Annotated in this window: 13 protein-coding genes; 8 read left to right on the top strand and 5 right to left on the bottom strand. The window is 70.4% G+C overall.

The features are described from left to right. The first annotated feature begins 1 nt into the window (after position 1). Positions 2-685 carry a metalloregulator ArsR/SmtB family transcription factor gene (locus A2790_RS13165; protein ID WP_293392332.1) on the top strand — a complete coding sequence of 228 codons (684 nt, stop codon included), beginning with the start codon at positions 2-4 and terminating at the stop codon, positions 683-685. Here the strand turns inward: A2790_RS13165 and A2790_RS13160 are convergent. Beyond that, positions 612-2,336, bottom strand: coding sequence for an alpha/beta fold hydrolase (locus A2790_RS13160; RefSeq protein ID WP_293392329.1), 1,725 nt, complete (start codon positions 2,334-2,336; stop codon positions 612-614). The genes A2790_RS13165 and A2790_RS13160 overlap by 74 nt on opposite strands. A gap of 135 nt (positions 2,337-2,471) precedes the next feature. On the opposite strand from A2790_RS13160, the gene A2790_RS13155 reads away from it, so the two are divergent. Next, on the top strand, positions 2,472-3,146 hold the full coding sequence (locus tag A2790_RS13155; RefSeq protein ID WP_293392326.1) for a M24 family metallopeptidase: 675 nt from the start codon (positions 2,472-2,474) through the stop codon (positions 3,144-3,146). A gap of 4 nt (positions 3,147-3,150) precedes the next feature. Here the strand turns inward: A2790_RS13155 and A2790_RS13150 are convergent, their stop codons facing one another. After that, entirely contained in the window at positions 3,151-4,497 is a 1,347-nt protein-coding gene (locus A2790_RS13150; protein WP_293392323.1) for a cytochrome P450, read from the bottom strand. Between the two features lie 181 nt (positions 4,498-4,678). Between A2790_RS13150 and ptsP the strand changes: the two genes are divergently transcribed. The 4 genes from ptsP (at position 4,679) to A2790_RS13130 (ending at position 9,694) form a co-directional block, all read left to right on the top strand. Continuing rightward, positions 4,679-6,940: a phosphoenolpyruvate--protein phosphotransferase gene (gene ptsP, locus A2790_RS13145; protein ID WP_293392320.1), complete on the top strand. Its 2,262-nt coding sequence runs from the start codon at positions 4,679-4,681 to the stop codon at positions 6,938-6,940. Positions 6,941-6,988: 48 nt separating this feature from the next. Then, positions 6,989-8,128 carry a helix-turn-helix domain-containing protein gene (locus A2790_RS13140; RefSeq protein WP_293392317.1) on the top strand — a complete coding sequence of 380 codons (1,140 nt, stop codon included), beginning with the start codon at positions 6,989-6,991 and terminating at the stop codon, positions 8,126-8,128. 45 nt (positions 8,129-8,173) lie between these two features. After that, positions 8,174-9,316: a flavodoxin-dependent (E)-4-hydroxy-3-methylbut-2-enyl-diphosphate synthase gene (gene ispG, locus A2790_RS13135; RefSeq protein ID WP_293392314.1), complete on the top strand. Its 1,143-nt coding sequence runs from the start codon at positions 8,174-8,176 to the stop codon at positions 9,314-9,316. Positions 9,317-9,400: 84 nt separating this feature from the next. Continuing rightward, positions 9,401-9,694, top strand: a complete 294-nt coding sequence (locus A2790_RS13130) for a hypothetical protein (RefSeq protein ID WP_293392312.1) — start codon at positions 9,401-9,403, stop codon at positions 9,692-9,694. A 71-nt stretch (positions 9,695-9,765) separates the two neighbouring features. On the opposite strand, the gene A2790_RS13125 is transcribed toward A2790_RS13130, so the two are convergent. Next, positions 9,766-10,077 carry a hypothetical protein gene (locus A2790_RS13125; RefSeq protein WP_293392309.1) on the bottom strand — a complete coding sequence of 104 codons (312 nt, stop codon included), beginning with the start codon at positions 10,075-10,077 and terminating at the stop codon, positions 9,766-9,768. A 58-nt stretch (positions 10,078-10,135) separates the two neighbouring features. Then, entirely contained in the window at positions 10,136-10,714 is a 579-nt protein-coding gene (locus A2790_RS13120; RefSeq protein WP_293392306.1) for a pyridoxamine 5'-phosphate oxidase family protein, read from the bottom strand. An 86-nt stretch (positions 10,715-10,800) separates the two neighbouring features. Here A2790_RS13120 and prfA point away from each other — a divergent pair, with 86 nt between their 5' ends. Then, the gene (gene prfA, locus A2790_RS13115; RefSeq protein WP_293392303.1) at positions 10,801-11,877 is read left to right on the top strand and encodes a peptide chain release factor 1; all 1,077 of its coding nucleotides are present in this window, start codon (positions 10,801-10,803) and stop codon (positions 11,875-11,877) included. On the opposite strand, the gene A2790_RS13110 is transcribed toward prfA, so the two are convergent. Next, positions 11,870-13,123 (bottom strand): YihY/virulence factor BrkB family protein, encoded by a 1,254-nt coding sequence (locus tag A2790_RS13110; protein WP_293392301.1) that lies wholly within the window; start codon positions 13,121-13,123, stop codon positions 11,870-11,872. The genes prfA and A2790_RS13110 overlap by 8 nt on opposite strands. Before the next feature lie 122 nt (positions 13,124-13,245). Here A2790_RS13110 and A2790_RS13105 point away from each other — a divergent pair, with 122 nt between their 5' ends. Further along, entirely contained in the window at positions 13,246-14,568 is a 1,323-nt protein-coding gene (locus A2790_RS13105) for an acetylxylan esterase (protein ID WP_293392299.1), read from the top strand. Positions 14,569-14,592: the final 24 nt, after the last annotated feature.

Below are 14,592 nucleotides of genomic sequence, written 5' to 3'. Positions count from 1 at the left end.
AATGCATACGCCCGCCGACCGCATCCTTTTTCAACTGAAGAGCCGGGGTCCCGCCGAGACCCTGGGCCTGGCGGGCGCGCTGAATATCAGTCGCCAGGCGGTCCTGCAGCACCTGGAGCGCCTGGTCGGCGACGGACTGGTCTGCCACCGCGACGAACGCCGCGGCGTGGGCCGGCCACGGCGCATCTGGTCCCTGACGCCCGCGGCCCAGGCCCGGTTTCCCGACACCCACGCCCAGCTCACCCTGGAAATGCTGGCCGCCGTGCGCGCCGAGTTCGGCGAGGCAGGGGTCGAGCGGATGATCGCCCGGCGCGAGACCGCGACGGCGGAGAGCTATGACCAGGCGATGGCCGACGCGGAGGGCCTGGAGGCCCGCGTGGCCCGCCTGGCCGAGATTCGGACGGCGGAAGGCTATATGGCCGACTGGTCGCCCGACCCTGGCGGCGGCTTCCTCCTCGTGGAAAATCACTGCCCGATCTGCGCGGCGGCGGCCGCCTGCCAGGGATTCTGCCGCGCCGAGTTGATGGTGTTCCGCCAGGTGCTGGGGCCCGGTGTTGAGATCGAACGCACCGACCACATCCTGGCCGGCGCCCGCCGTTGCGCCTACCGGATCACCGCTTTGCCGGCGCCCCCGGAAGCTGCGGCTCGAACCCCGGCTGCCAGTGGTTCGCCGTTCCCGAGGTGATGTACCAGCTGACCAGCACGGCGCAGATCAGGGCCCCCGGGACGTAGGAGTTCGTCCGCCGGTAGGTCCAGGCGCCGATCACGCCGACGATCGCCAGCAACGGCACGAACTGGATGGCGACGATGACGTTCAGCGGCTCGGTCGGCGTGGCCAGGAGGCCGGTGGCGAAGAGGGTGGCGTACTCCCACGCCACCAGAACCAGGAAGCCCAGGGCCATGGCGATCTTGCCCCAGCCGAGGGCGGCCATGGGCCCCTCGCCCTTCACCGGGATGGCGGCCGCGAAGGCGCGCATGGCGACTAGGAAGAATAGGCTCCAGAGGATCAGGTAGCCGGGCAGCTGCATGGCCCGCACGGCGTCCAGCGGCTTCAGCCCCAGGACCCAGAACCGGTAGTCCACCTTGAAGAGGTGATCGACCAGGGCCAGGGAGCCGTAGGCCACCGCCATGGTCACCACCGTGGCCGCGATCGCCACGCCCCAGCGGTTGGTGAAGGTCGCTTTGCGGCGGATCACCAGGCCGATCAGCAGGGTGAGCAGGGCCGTGCCCAGCGCCCAGACCAGGAGCTGGTTCTGGACCCACTGCGGGAAGATCGCCATCGGGAAGAAGAGCTGCCCCACCTTCATCAGCGGGAAGTAGGTCAGCGCCGGCAGGGCGGCGGTGATGGCCAGGGAGGTCCACCATCGCCCGTCGCGGCGTTCCATGACGGGCTCGGCGGGATGGTTCAGGTCGGCGAAGAACCGGCTGCTCAGCAGGAGGTCGAAGGTGGCCAGGATCAGGCCGATCAGGCCGATGAAGGCGACTAGGGTGCCAACCTCCTTCCAGACCCAGACCTGCCCGGTGAGCGAGGGCGTCCCGCTGGGCTTCAGGGTCGCCTCGAACCAGTCGACGGCGCGGCCGACGCCGGAGCCGGAGAAGTGCTCCCAGGGGTGGGTGATCGGGGGATTGTAGAGCACGCGGGCTGTACCCTTGGCGACGTCTCCGTAGATGCGGCCTTCCATGACCGGGGCGGTGACGCCGAAGAGGGCCTGCAGCTTCTTGGATTCGCCGATCTCCGAGCCCTTGGGCACGCCCCACATCAGGCCGGCGAACTCGTCGTACTGGCCGAAGACGACGGCGAGGTTCTTCGGATCCGCCGGCGCCTTTGCGCCCAGCAGGCCGGGAGTGGAGCCCTCCAGCACGATGGACCGATAGGCGTCCGGCTGCTCGGCGGCGGCCGCCAGGATCGGCCCGCCGCCCATGGAGTGCCCTTCGAGCCCGACGTTGGCCCTGTCCACGAACGGCAGGCTTCGGAGATGGCGCAGCGCCGCCGGGCCGCCGAAATCGGCCGTGCCGACGATGCCGCCGGAATAGCCGTGGCCCGTCATGTCCATGGCCAGCACCACGAAGCCGCGGCGGCTGAGCTCGATGGCGAACGGGCTCTGCATCTCGCGGGTGTTGATGTAGCCGTGGCTGGCCAGGACCGCCGGGGCGGGCCTGGCCGCCGTCGCCGTGGCCGGGACGTACAAGAGGCCGGAGACGGTCACGCCTTGTTCGGCGGCGATCCGGACCTCGGAGACCTTCACCGCGCCGTTGGAGGTCTGCACCCGGTGGGCCAGGAACGCGCCCCCCAGGATCAGCGCCCAGGCAAGCGCAAACGCGAGCCACTTTCGCATGGCCATCCCCTCCCCGCCCTTATCGTTGCAAGGACGATGCGCCGGGCCGCGCGCAAGCTCAAGCGGCGTCGGAGGGGCTCGCGCGGCGCGGCAGATTGATATAAGGATTTCTTTATATCACCTTCGGAGTCGTCCATGTCCGCCGTAAATCCCCGCCGCGAAGCCGTCGGCGAGGCCTTCTCGCTCCCTGCCATGGTCAAGGCCCGCGACCTGACGTTCGAGGCGGTCCGCCGCATCGCCGCGCAGATCCGGCCCGGCGTCACCGAAGGCCGCGGCGACGCGATCGCCCAGGAAGTGTTGGAGGCCATGGGCATGGACCGGCTCTGGCACCGGAACGTGGTGCGCTTCGGCCCTGGCACCATCGAGACCTTCCATGCCGACTTCCAGCCGGACTACGTGCTGCAGCCGAACGACATCTTCTTCGTGGACCTGGGCGCCGTCTGGGACGGCCACGAGGGCGATGCAGGCGACACCTTCGTCGTGGGCGACGATCCGAAGATGCACGCCTGCGCCCAGGCGGCGCGGGACCTGTGGGACGAGGTGGCGGCCCAGTGGCGGGAGCACGGCGTCACGGGCGAGGCGCTCTATCGGTTCGCCACCGACCGCGCCGAGGCCAGGGGCTGGCGGCTGAACTGGGAGGTGAAGGGCCACCGGGTCTCGGACTTTCCGCACGCGATCTACAAGGCAGGCGCCCTCGGCGATTTCGACGGCGTGCCGGTCTCCGGCCTGTGGATCCTGGAGATCCAGATCGCCCATCCGACGCGGCCGATCGGCGCCTTCTACGAAGACCTGCTGATCCGGGCGGGCTGAGGGGTCAGCGCAGGCGCAGGGTCATGGGCATGCCGCCGTGGGGCCGCATGGAGACACGCATGACCGGGCGGATGCGGTGGCCCGGGTCGGGCTCCAGGCTCGCGCCGCGGACCAGCGTCGCCAGGATGGCGACGGCTTCGGTGAGGGCGAATGCCTGGCCGATGCAGACCCGCGGCCCCCCGCCGAACGGCAGATAGGCGAACCGGGGCCGGCCGGCGCTCTCGGCCGGGCCGAACCGGTCGGGGTCGAAGGCGTCGGGGTCGCTCCACAGGCGGCGGTGCCGGTGGATCGCGTAGATGGGGATGAAGATGAAGGTCCCCTTGGCCACCGGGTGGCCGCCGGCCTCGGTGTCCTCGGCGCACATGCGGCTCATCAGCGGCAGGGACGGATAGAGGCGCATCGCCTCCTGCACGACCTGGCGGGTGAAGGTCAGGCGCGCGACGTCGGCGTCCGTCAGGCTCTCCTCGCCGGCCACCTCCGCCACCTCGGCCCGGACCCGCGCCGCCGTCTCCGGATCGCGGCCCAGCAGGTAGAGCGACCAGGTCAGAGCCAGGGCCGTGGTCTCATGGCCGGCGGCGATGAAGGTCAGGAGGTTGTCGCGCAGCAGGACGTCGTCCATCCGCCGGCCGCTCTCGGGGTCCTGCGCCTGCATCAAAAGGTCGACGAGGTCGCCGCGCGACGGCTCGCGGCGGCGGCGTTCGACCATCCGGTCGACCATGGCCTTCAGGAACACCATGGCCCGCTGGCCGCGCGGCGCGAGGGCCACCCGGGTCCAGGTCGGCCACTGGAGCAGGTCGGCGGGCGTGATCTTGCCCAGGGTCTCCAGGTAGTCGGTGATCTTGCGGGCCGCCGCCTCGACGTCGATCCCCTCGCCGCCGGACAGCATGGTGTCCAAGATCACCTGGAAGGTGATGGCGGTCATTTCGGTGGCGATGTCCAGCCGGGCCCCCTCGCCCCGCTCGCGCCAGCGGGCGAGCGCCGCCTCGGCGGCGGCGACCATGGCCGGAGTCATGGCGGCGACATTGTCGGGCCGGAAACCCGGCGCGGCGGCCCGGCGCTGCCAGCGCCAGTGTTCGCCCTGGGCGGTCAGCAGCCCCTCGCCCAGGGCCGGCTTGGTCACCCGGTCGAACATCCAGTCCTTGGGAAAGGCCTCGACCTTGTCGAGCAGGATGTCCTTCAGCATCGCCGGGTCGCAGGCGTAGAGGAAGGTCTGGCGCTCGTCGCCCCGCTGGTAGAACGGCTCCTCATAAACCGCCCGGGGCCAGGCCTCGATCGGGTTGTCCAGGAGCTTCCACAGCGCGTGGAAATAGGGCAGCGGACCGTCCGGCGGCTCCACCGCGGGTGGGATCAATCGGGACCTGGGGAGATCGTCGAGGGGCACCTATCTAAGCTAGTGACGGTCCGCGGCCGCCGCCATGCCCCATGGCTGTGCAGTTGCATCGAGCGCCGCAAAACCGGCCTTTGGGTCTCGGTTCTGAAAGATAAAACTGTTAGGGACCCGGCAAAGGGTAAGGGAGGATCGTTCGCGTAGAATGGCCGCATCCGTCGCCATACGTGGACAGCGGAGCCTGCTTCGGCAGATCCGCGAGGCGCTCGCCGGGGGTGGCCCCGCGCAGCAGCGCCTGGACATGGTCGTGCGGATCATCGCGCTCTCCATGGTCGCCGAGGTGTGTTCGATCTACCTGCGGCGCGCCAGCGGCGAGATGGAGCTGTTCGCCACCGAAGGCCTCGATCCGAACGCCGTCCACGTGACCCGCATGAAGCCGGGCGAGGGCCTGGTCGGCGAGATCATGCGGATGGGCCGGCCGTTGAACCTGGCCGACGCGCCCGAGCACCCCGCCTTCTCGTACCGTCCGGAGACCGGCGAAGATCCCTACCACGCCTTCCTGGGCGTGCCGCTGCTGCGCGGCGGGCGGGTGATCGGCGTCCTGGTCGTCCAGAACCGCACCGAGCGGGTCTATTCCGAGGACGAGGTCGAGGACATCCAGATCGTCGCCATGGTGGTGGCCGAGATGGTCGCCTCGGGCGAACTGATCAGCGTCGGCGAATTGGAAGGCGTCGAACTCGCGCCCCGGCGGCCCGAGCGGATCAAGGGTTCCAAGTTCGCCGACGGCCTGGCCTATGGCGTGGCCGTCCTCCACGAGCCGCCGGTGGCCTCCTCGCAGCTCCTCTCCGACGACGTGGTCGCGGAAGAGGCCCGGCTGCAGGCGGCGCTGGAGGCGCTGAAGGCCCAGATCGACAAGATGCTGGAGGGCCAGCACGGCCTGGTCGACGCCTCGTACGACGTGCTCGACACCTATCGCATGTTCGCCCACGACCGGGGCTGGAACCGCAGCCTCGAAGACGCGGTGAAGAACGGCCTGACCGCCGAGGCCGCGGTGGAACGGGTCCGTTCCGAGCACCGCGCCCGCCTGGGCCAGGCGCGCGACCCCTATCTGCGCGAACGGCTGCACGACCTCGAGGACCTGAACGACCGGCTGCTGCGGCACCTGTCCGGGGACGGCAGCGTGGCGCGCGACCTGCCCGAGAACGCCATCCTGGTCGCCCGGAACCTGGGGCCCGCCGACCTCTTGGAATACGACCGCACCAAGCTGCGGGGGCTGTTGCTGGAGGAAGGCTCCTCCGCCTCGCACGCCGCCATCGTCGCCCGGGCGCTCGACATCCCCTGCGTCGGCCGCCTGAACGGCCTGCGCGACAAGGTCTCGGAGGGCGACCCGGTCATCGTCGACGCCGAGACGGGCGAGGCCTATCTGCGCCCCCGCCCCGACGTGGCCACCGCCATCAAGGCGCGGATGGACGTGCGCCGGCAGCGGCAGGCCGAGTTCGCCAAGCTGAAAGACACGCCCGCCTTCACCCGCGACGGGGTGAAGGTGACGCTGCTGATGAACGCCGGCCTCGACGTGGACCTGGAGAGCCTGGCCGACACCGGCGCCGAGGGCATCGGCCTGTTCCGCACCGAGTTCCAGTTCATGGTCTCGGAGGAGATGCCGCGGTTCAACGCCCAGACGGCGCTTTATTCCCGGGTCATGGACGCGGCCGGCGACCTGCCGGTGACCTTCCGCACCCTGGATCTCGGCGGCGACAAGGTGCTGCCGTACATGGAGGCCGAGCGCGAGGAGAACCCGGCCCTAGGCTGGCGCGCGATCCGGATGGGCCTGGACCGCCCGGGCCTGCTGCGCCTGCAGCTCCGCGCCCTGATCGCCGCTTCGAAGGGCCGGCCGCTGCGGATCATGTTCCCGCTGGTGGCCAGCGTGGACGAGTTCCGCGCCGGCCGGGCCCTGGTCGAGACAGAGGTCGCCTGGGCCCAGCGCCGCGGCCGCCCGGCGCCGTCGCGCCTGGACGTGGGCGCGATGATCGAGGCGCCGTCCCTGATCTGGCACCTGGACGCCCTGCTGCCGATGACCGACTTCGTCAGCGTCGGGACCAACGACCTGATGCAGTATCTGTTCGCGGCGGACCGGGGGAACCCGCGCGTGGCCGATCGCTACGACTTCCTGTCGCCGCCGGCCTTGCGCGCCATGGAGGCGATCCAGCGCGCCTGTGCCGAAACCGGCACCCCGGTCAGCGTCTGCGGCGAGATGGCGGGCCGCCCGCTGGAGGCGTTCGCGCTCACCGCCCTCGGGTTCGAGCGGCTCTCCATGCCCCCGGCCGGCATCGGCCCTGTGAAGCAGATGGTGCTGAGCTGCGATCGGGAGGCCGCCCGGCGCGGTGTTTCGGCCCTGCTGAAGTCGTCGGCCGGCTCGGTTCGGAACGAGATTGAAACCCTCGCGCGCAAACTCTACCTCGCCGTCTGATCCTCGCCCGAATCCCTAGACACTGTGGCGGCGACGGCAGGAGCCCGCGTGTTACGCAAACGCACATCCAAGAAGGCCGAGACGGCGCGCGGACGACTTCGCGCGGCGCTGAGCTTCGGCGGCCCGGATGCGCCGCCGCCAGCCGAGCCGGTCGATGCGGGGCCGCCTGCGCCCGTCGACCCGCTGCACGCCCACGAGACCTTGGGCGAGGCGCTGCGGGCGATCCGCCAGGACAAGGGCCTGACCCTGCCGGAGGTGGCCGAGCGGACCCGGGTGCGGCGCTCCTACCTCGAAGCGATCGAGGCGATGCAGCTGGACGCCCTGCCGTCCCGGCCCTTCACCATCGGCTACATTCGCGCCTACGCCACCGCCCTGGGCGTCGACCCCGACCTGGCCACGGAGCGGTTCAAGAGCGACGAGCCGGTGCTGGAGGAGGCCCTGCGCGCGCCGGTGGGCATGATCGACGAGAAGGACCCGCGCGTCGCGGCCTTCCTGATCGGCGCCCTGATCATCATCGCCGCCATCGTGCTGTGGAACGTGGCGCAGCGGGCGATGATGGCCGCCGCCCCACCCCCGCCGCTGGCGCCGCCGGCCCAGACCGCCAAGGCGCTCACCCAGATGAAGTCCGGGACGGTGGAGCTGGGGTATCCCCTGCCCGCCCCGGTGGAATCCACCACGCCTCCGCCCTACGAGACGCCGGGACTGGCGGCCGCCATGGGCCTCAAGGCCGACCCGAATGCGCCAGCCGCCGCCGCCCCGCCCCCGACGCGGCTGGGCGAGCCCCCGCCCGTGGACCTGGCGTCGCTGCCCACCGTCTTCACGCCCAAGGGCCGCATCTATGATTCCTCCAACCCGTCGGTGGTGACGGTGCAGGCGATCAAGGCGGGAGCCCTGATCGTGCGCGGGCCCGACGGGTCGGTCTATTTCGCCCGCCAGCTGGCCAAGGGCGAGGCGTACCGGGTTCCCCAACTCGCCGGCCTGACGCTCGACGTCTCCTCGCCCCAGGACTTCCAGGTGTTCGTGGCCGGTCAGTCCAAGGGCGTGCTGCCGGCGCAGCAGGTGCTCGCGTCCAAGCTCGCAACGACGACCCAGCCGGCCGTCCCGTCGGCCGCCGTCCAGTCGCGGCCCGCAGCGCCAGTGGTGATCCAGCCGCCGCCCCCCGCCGCCAAGCCGGCCCCGCGGCCGTAGCCCGCAGTTGGGTTTCCCTTCGGGACCGACTATTTTCCGCGGGCCATGACCACAGAAGCCCACACCAGCGTCCGCCCCTGGCGCGCCATCGACCGCCGAAAGAGCCGCAAGATCCGCGTGGGCGACGTGGAGGTGGGGGGCGACGCGCCCATCACCGTCCAGTCGATGACCAACACGCTGACGGCCGACGCCAAGGCGACCATCGAACAGATCCGCCAGCTGGAGGAGGCCGGCGCCGACATCGTCCGCGTCTCCTGCCCCGACGAGGAGTCCACGGCCGCGTTCCGGGAGATCGCCCGGGCCTCCAAGGTCCCACTGGTGGCCGATATCCACTTCCACTACCGGCGCGGCATCGAGGCGGCCGAGGCGGGCGCGGCCTGCCTGCGGATCAACCCCGGCAACATCGGTTCCGCGGCCCGGGTGCGCGATGTGATCCAGGCGGCCCGCGACCACGGCTGCTCCATGCGGATCGGGGTCAACGCCGGCTCCCTGGAGCGGGACCTGCTGGAGAAGTACGGCGAGCCCTGCCCCGACGCCATGGTCGAGAGCGCGCTGAACCACGCGCGCATCCTGCAGGACCACGACTTCCACGAGTTCAAGATCAGCGTGAAGGCCTCCGACCCGTTCATGACGGTGGCCGCCTACCAACAGCTGGCCGAGGCCATCGACTGCCCGCTGCACCTGGGGGTCACCGAGGCCGGCGCCACGCGCACGGGCACCGTGAAGAGCGCCATCGGCATCGGCTCTCTGCTCTGGGCCGGCATCGGCGACACCATCCGCGTCAGCCTGGCCGCCGACCCGGTCGAGGAGATCAAGGTCGGCTTCGACATCCTGAAGAGCCTCGGCCTGCGCCACCGCGGGGTGAACATCATCGCCTGCCCCTCCTGCGCGCGGCAGGGCTTCAACGTCATCCAGACGGTCGAGGCGCTGGAACAGCGGCTGGCCCACATCGCCACCCCCATGAGCCTGTCGATCATCGGCTGCGTGGTGAACGGGCCGGGCGAGGCCCTGATGACCGACCTCGGCTTCACCGGCGGCGGCAAGGGCGCCGGCATGGTCTATGTGGCCGGCAAGCCCGACCACAAGCAGGACAACGACGGCATGGTCGACCACATCGTCGCCCTGGTGGAGGCCCGCGCCGCCCAGATCGAGGCCGAAAAGACCGCTGCCCTGCAGGCCGCGGAGTAACATCATAAAAGTGACGCCTGCGTCACTCTTGCGCAGTCCGGCCTTACGCGCTTAGGTGCGCGTCCAATTCTTGGGAGGGACGAGATGTCCGCGGACGGCAACTGGAAAGTCACCATCAACACCCCGATGGGGGCGCGCACGATGAACGTGGGCATCACCACCAGCGGCGACACCTTCACCGGCAAGGTGGATAGCGAAATGGGCTCGCAGGAAGTCACCGGCAAGGTCGACGGCGACAACCTGACCTGGAGCTCGGACATCACCAACCCGATGCCGATGAAGCTCGAGTTCACCGCCAAGGTCGAAGGCGACAAGATGACCGGCAACTGCAAGCTGGGCATGTTCGGCAACGCCGCCCTGACCGGCGAGCGCGTCTAAGCCACCACGTCGCAAGACGTAAGAAGGGCCCGCTCCGTCGCCGGAGCGGGCCCTTTTCGTTGGCTGGAAGGCTACTGCGGCGTGACGGCGTCGGCAGCCTGGCTGGCCGCGCTGGTCACACCTTCGGCCGCGCCGGCGGCGCTGTCCGCGACGCTGGAGGCCGCGCTGGTAACCGCTTCGGTCCGCATCGCGTCGTTGCGGTTCGACTGCAGCAGGAAGAAGGCGACGATCGCCACCATCGCCAGCACCGCTATGCCGATCAGGACTCCGCCGAGGCCGGAGCCCCGCCCGGCGTCCACATAGGTCGTTCCCGCGGCGTCGCGCTCGACCACGCGCTCGCGGGTCAGGCCGTCGCTGCGTTCCGTCACGCGTTCGATCGCCATTTTTCAATCTCCGTATGTCACCGGGGGCCGTAACACCCGGAGGCGCGGAGCGTTCCGCTCAGCGGCGCCTGGGCGGGACCACGTCGGCGAAGTCCGGAAAGGCCTTCCACTTCGGCTCCAGCGGCTCCGCGTCGGCGGCGGGCGCGTAAGGCGAAGGCGCTTCCGTCGTCATCCGCGGGATGTAGCGCGGGCAGTTGGGAAAGATGTCCGCGGGCGTCACCTTCACCAGCAGCTGCGCGCCCGGCATGTGGGCCATGGCGGGATCCTCGGTGACCACTTCGGCGCGGCCGTTCACCCTCAGCCGCCCGGCCTTCTCGCCCATGGCGATGAACAACAGACCGACATGCGGGTTGACGGCGATGTTGCCCAGGCTCTTGAACATGCCGTTGCCGTCGTAGTCGGGGAACACCAGCAGGTCCGGCGCGGCCACGTAGGCGAACCCCGGCGGCCCACCCTTGAACGAGCAGTCCGGCCGTCCGTCGGCGTCGGCGGTGGCCAGGAAGAAGAACGGCTGGGCGGCGATGAAGGCGGCGTCGGCCTCGGTAAACCGGTCGTGGCGCAGCTTCTCGTCCAGGCGGTCGGCCAGCGCGCGGCTGCCGAAGGCGTCCTGCAGCGCCCGATTGCCTTCGTGGTACATGGCGGTCCTCCTCGCGCGACCATAGCCCGGATTTGGCGCCCGGGCCGGTTCCGGGTAGAGGAAGCGCCCTTCAAAGGACCGAACCGTTGCGACTTCCCCAGGCCAGGCTCGACCAGGTGCTCGACCGCTTCCGCGAGATCGAGGCGCGCATGGGCGCGGCCGCCGACGGGGCCGAGATCGTCCGCCTGTCCAAGGAGCACGCCGAGCTGAAGCCGGTGGCCGATGCGGTGCTGAGCCTGGAGAAGGTCCGCGCCGAGGCGCCGGAGCTGGAGGAAATGGCCGCGTCGGGCGATCCCGAGATGGCCGACCTCGCCCGGGTGGAGCTGGAGGCGCTGAAGGAGCGCATCCCGGCGCTGGAGCATGAGGTGGCCCTGCTGCTGGCCCCCAAGGACAAGGACGAGAACGCCTCGGCCATCCTGGAAGTGCGGGCCGGCACGGGCGGCGACGAGGCGGCGCTGTTCGCCGGCGACCTGTTCCGCATGTACCAGCGCTATGCCCAGACCCACGGCTGGCGGGTGGAGATCGACTCGGTCACCGAGGGCGAGATGGGCGGCTACAAGGAGATCGTGGCCGCGATCACCGGTGACGGCGTGTTCGGCCGGCTGAAGTTCGAGAGCGGCGTCCACCGGGTGCAGCGCGTGCCGGCCACCGAGGCCCAGGGGCGCATCCACACCTCGGCCGCCACGGTCGCCATCCTGCCCGAGCCCGAGGACGTGGAGATCGAGATCCGCGACCAGGACCTGCGGATCGACACCTATCGCTCGTCCGGCGCCGGCGGCCAGCACGTGAACAAGACCGACTCCGCCGTGCGCATCACGCACTTGCCCACCGGCATCGTGGTGACCAGCTCCGAGAAGTCGCAGCACCAGAACCGCGCGCGGGCCATGAAGGCGCTGAAGGTCAAGCTGTACGACCAGCAGCGCGAGGCCCTCGACACCGCCCGCGCTGACGCCCGCAAGAGCCAGGTCGGCTCGGGCGACCGGTCGGAACGCATCCGCACCTACAACTTCCCGCAGGGCCGGGTCACCGACCACCGGATCAACCTGACCCTCTACAACCTGCCCAAGATCATGGAGGGCGAGGCCCTCGACGACGTGATCAACCCCCTGATCGCCGAAGACCAGGCCGCCCGGCTGGCGGCGCTGGAAGACGAGTTCAACTAGGGCCGGGGCTTTCCGGCTTGCCGTGACGACGCAAGTTCTGCGCCTGGCGGCGGAGGACGCCCAGGAGCTGGCCCGCGCCTTTGCGGAAGCCGATGAAGCGGAGGCCGACGGTGTCGGCCATGGCGGCGCCGCGCTCGCCCATCGGCTTGGGCGGGCCGGTGGTGGAATCCATCGCCGTCTGGTGTTCGATCTCAGCGTTCAGCTCGGCGCCCATCAGCACCACCATCACCGAGAACCAGATCCACAGCATGAAGCCGATGACCGCCCCCAGGGAGCCGTAGGTGGCGTCGAGCCGCGCGACGTTGTTGAGGTACCAGGAAAAGCCGGCCGAACCGGCCATCCAGAGGAAGGCGGCCGCCGCACTGCCGGGGATCAGCCAGCGCCAGCGCGCGAGCCGCCGGCTGGGCCCGTAGCGGTAGGCGATGCAGAACGCGGCCGCGGCGACGACGTAGACCAGCGGCCAGCGGGCCGCGATCAGCAAGTCGTCGCGGATGCGGAGCGCCTCCAGGGCCAGCGGCGCGGCGACCAGGATGCCGCTTACCAGGGCCAGGAACAGCAGGAGGGCCAGGGTGAAGCCATAGGTCAGGGCGGTCCGCAGCAGATAGTTGCGCTTCTCCGTCTCGTCGTAGGCGATGTTCAGGCCGTCGAAGAGCGACTTCATCCCGGCGCTGGCGCTCCAGATCGAGAACAGCAGGCTGATGATGAAGGCGGCCGAAAGGCCCGCCGCCTTCCCGTTGGCCAGCCGCAGCATCTGCTCGCCGATCAGCCGCACCGCCTCAGGCGGGAAGATCGCCGAGAGCTGCACCAGCTGGTCCTCGACCAGGCTCACGTCGGCGATCAGGCCGTAGAGCGAGACGAAGACGCCCAGCGCCGGGAAGATCGCCAGCAGGGTGTAGTACGTCACGCTGCCCGCCACCACCGTCAGCCGGTCCTGGCTGATCTCGCGCCACGTCCGCCACAGGATGTCCTTCCAGCCCTGCAAGGGAATGTGGTGGGGGCGCTCGGCCACCCGCCCGCGGCCGGGCTCCTGGGCCTCGAAGTGCGCGGGCTCGGCGACTGTCTGCCGGCTGAGGCCCGGCTGCGGCTTGGGCTCGATCCGCAGGGGTTGCGGCGCGGTCTTCTGGCGCGCCGACGTCCACCAGGCCGAGGCCGCCACGGCGGCCAACGCCCACGGCGCCGCCGCCAGGACCGCGGACGCCACGGCGCGCTTGCGGCCCGCCGGCCGGTGAATGGTTGCGCTCGACAAGGCCTGCCTCCAACTCCCGCAGGCTCAACCGCCCACGGCGCCGCCCGTTCCCCGCCTTACCGATCGCTAACTCGACTTGGCCCGGCCGCCGACGATCATGGCGGGATGGAACGGAGGCGTGCATGAAGCCGGTCGCGTGGATTTTCCTGTTGGCCACAATGGCCTGGGCCGGCGCGGCGGGAGCGCAGGAAGCCGCCACGCCGACCGAGGGCGATTGCCACGTCGGCGTCTATCGGCTGACCGACGGCGCCCTGGTGGACGTCGGCCCCACGAGCGACGGGGCGCTGCGCTGGCGTACGCTGGATGGCCAGACCGGACGGCTTGCCAAGGACAACGGCGCCTGGCGGAGCACCCGTGGCTGGACGGGCGCGGACGACGGCCTGGCGATCGCCTTCGGCCCGTGCGGCGAAGGAAAGATCAGCTTTTCAGGCCGGGCCGGAACCCGGGTGGCGCTGGAGGTTCGCGACACCACCTTCAAAGGGTCGGGCGGCACGATGCTGGCGGGGCGGCTGGTGCTGCCCAAGGGCGGGAAGGCCGTGCCTGTCTCGGTCCTGGTTCATGGATCCGAGAGCTATTCGGCGCGGGCGTTCTACTTCGAGCCGCGGGCCTGGCCCGCCCTGGGGGTGGGCGTGTTCGTCTATGACAAGCGCGGTTCCGGCGGTTCGCAGGGCAAGTACACCCAGGATTTCCACGTGCTGGCCGACGACGCGGCGGCGGCCGCGCGGGAGGCGCGGCGGCTCGGGGGCAAGCGCATCTCCCGCCTGGGCTTCGACGGCGGAAGCCAGGCGGGCTGGATCATCCCGCTGGCCGCGACGAAGGTCGATGTCGACTACGCGCTGGTGCGCTACGGCATGGCGGAGAGCCCCCTGGCCGAGGACCGCGGCGAAACCCTGCGCGGCCTCAAGGACAAGGGCTACGGACCGGACGTGCTGGCCAAGGCCGCGCAGGTCACCGACGCCACGGCCAAGGTGGTGGTCAGCAAGTTCACCGCGTTCGACGATCTGAACGCGCTTCGCGCGAAGTGGTCGGACGAGCCGTGGTGGAAGGATCTGGAAGGCGAGTTCACCGGCCAGATCGCCAAAGCGCCCGAGGCCGCCGTCCGCGCCATCGGCCCCGCCCAAGACAAGGGCACGACATGGGAACACGACCCGATTCCTGTGTTGCGCAGCGTCGAGGCGCCCATCCTGTGGCTGATCGCAGGCGAGGACCTGGAAGCGCCGCCCGAAGAGACCGCCGCCCGCCTGGTGGGCCTGGCGAAAGAGGGCCGGAGGATCACCGTGCTGCAGTTCCCGCGAACCGACCACGGCATCCGGGAATTCGACGTCGTGGCCGGCAAGCGCGTCTACACCCGGTACGCCGAGGGCTATTATCGAGCGGTGCTGGACTTCACCCGCACCGGCAGGGCGGCGGGAACTTACGGGGCGGCGCAGCGCCTGGCGCCTTGAGCCATGGCCGCGATTCCGCCAGAA

The sequence above is a fragment of the Phenylobacterium sp. RIFCSPHIGHO2_01_FULL_69_31 genome, from assembly GCF_001824475.1.
Lineage (GTDB): Bacteria > Pseudomonadota > Alphaproteobacteria > Caulobacterales > Caulobacteraceae > Phenylobacterium.
The sequence above is the reverse complement of the archived record's forward strand: the minus strand, read 5'-3'. Positions and strand labels throughout refer to the sequence as shown.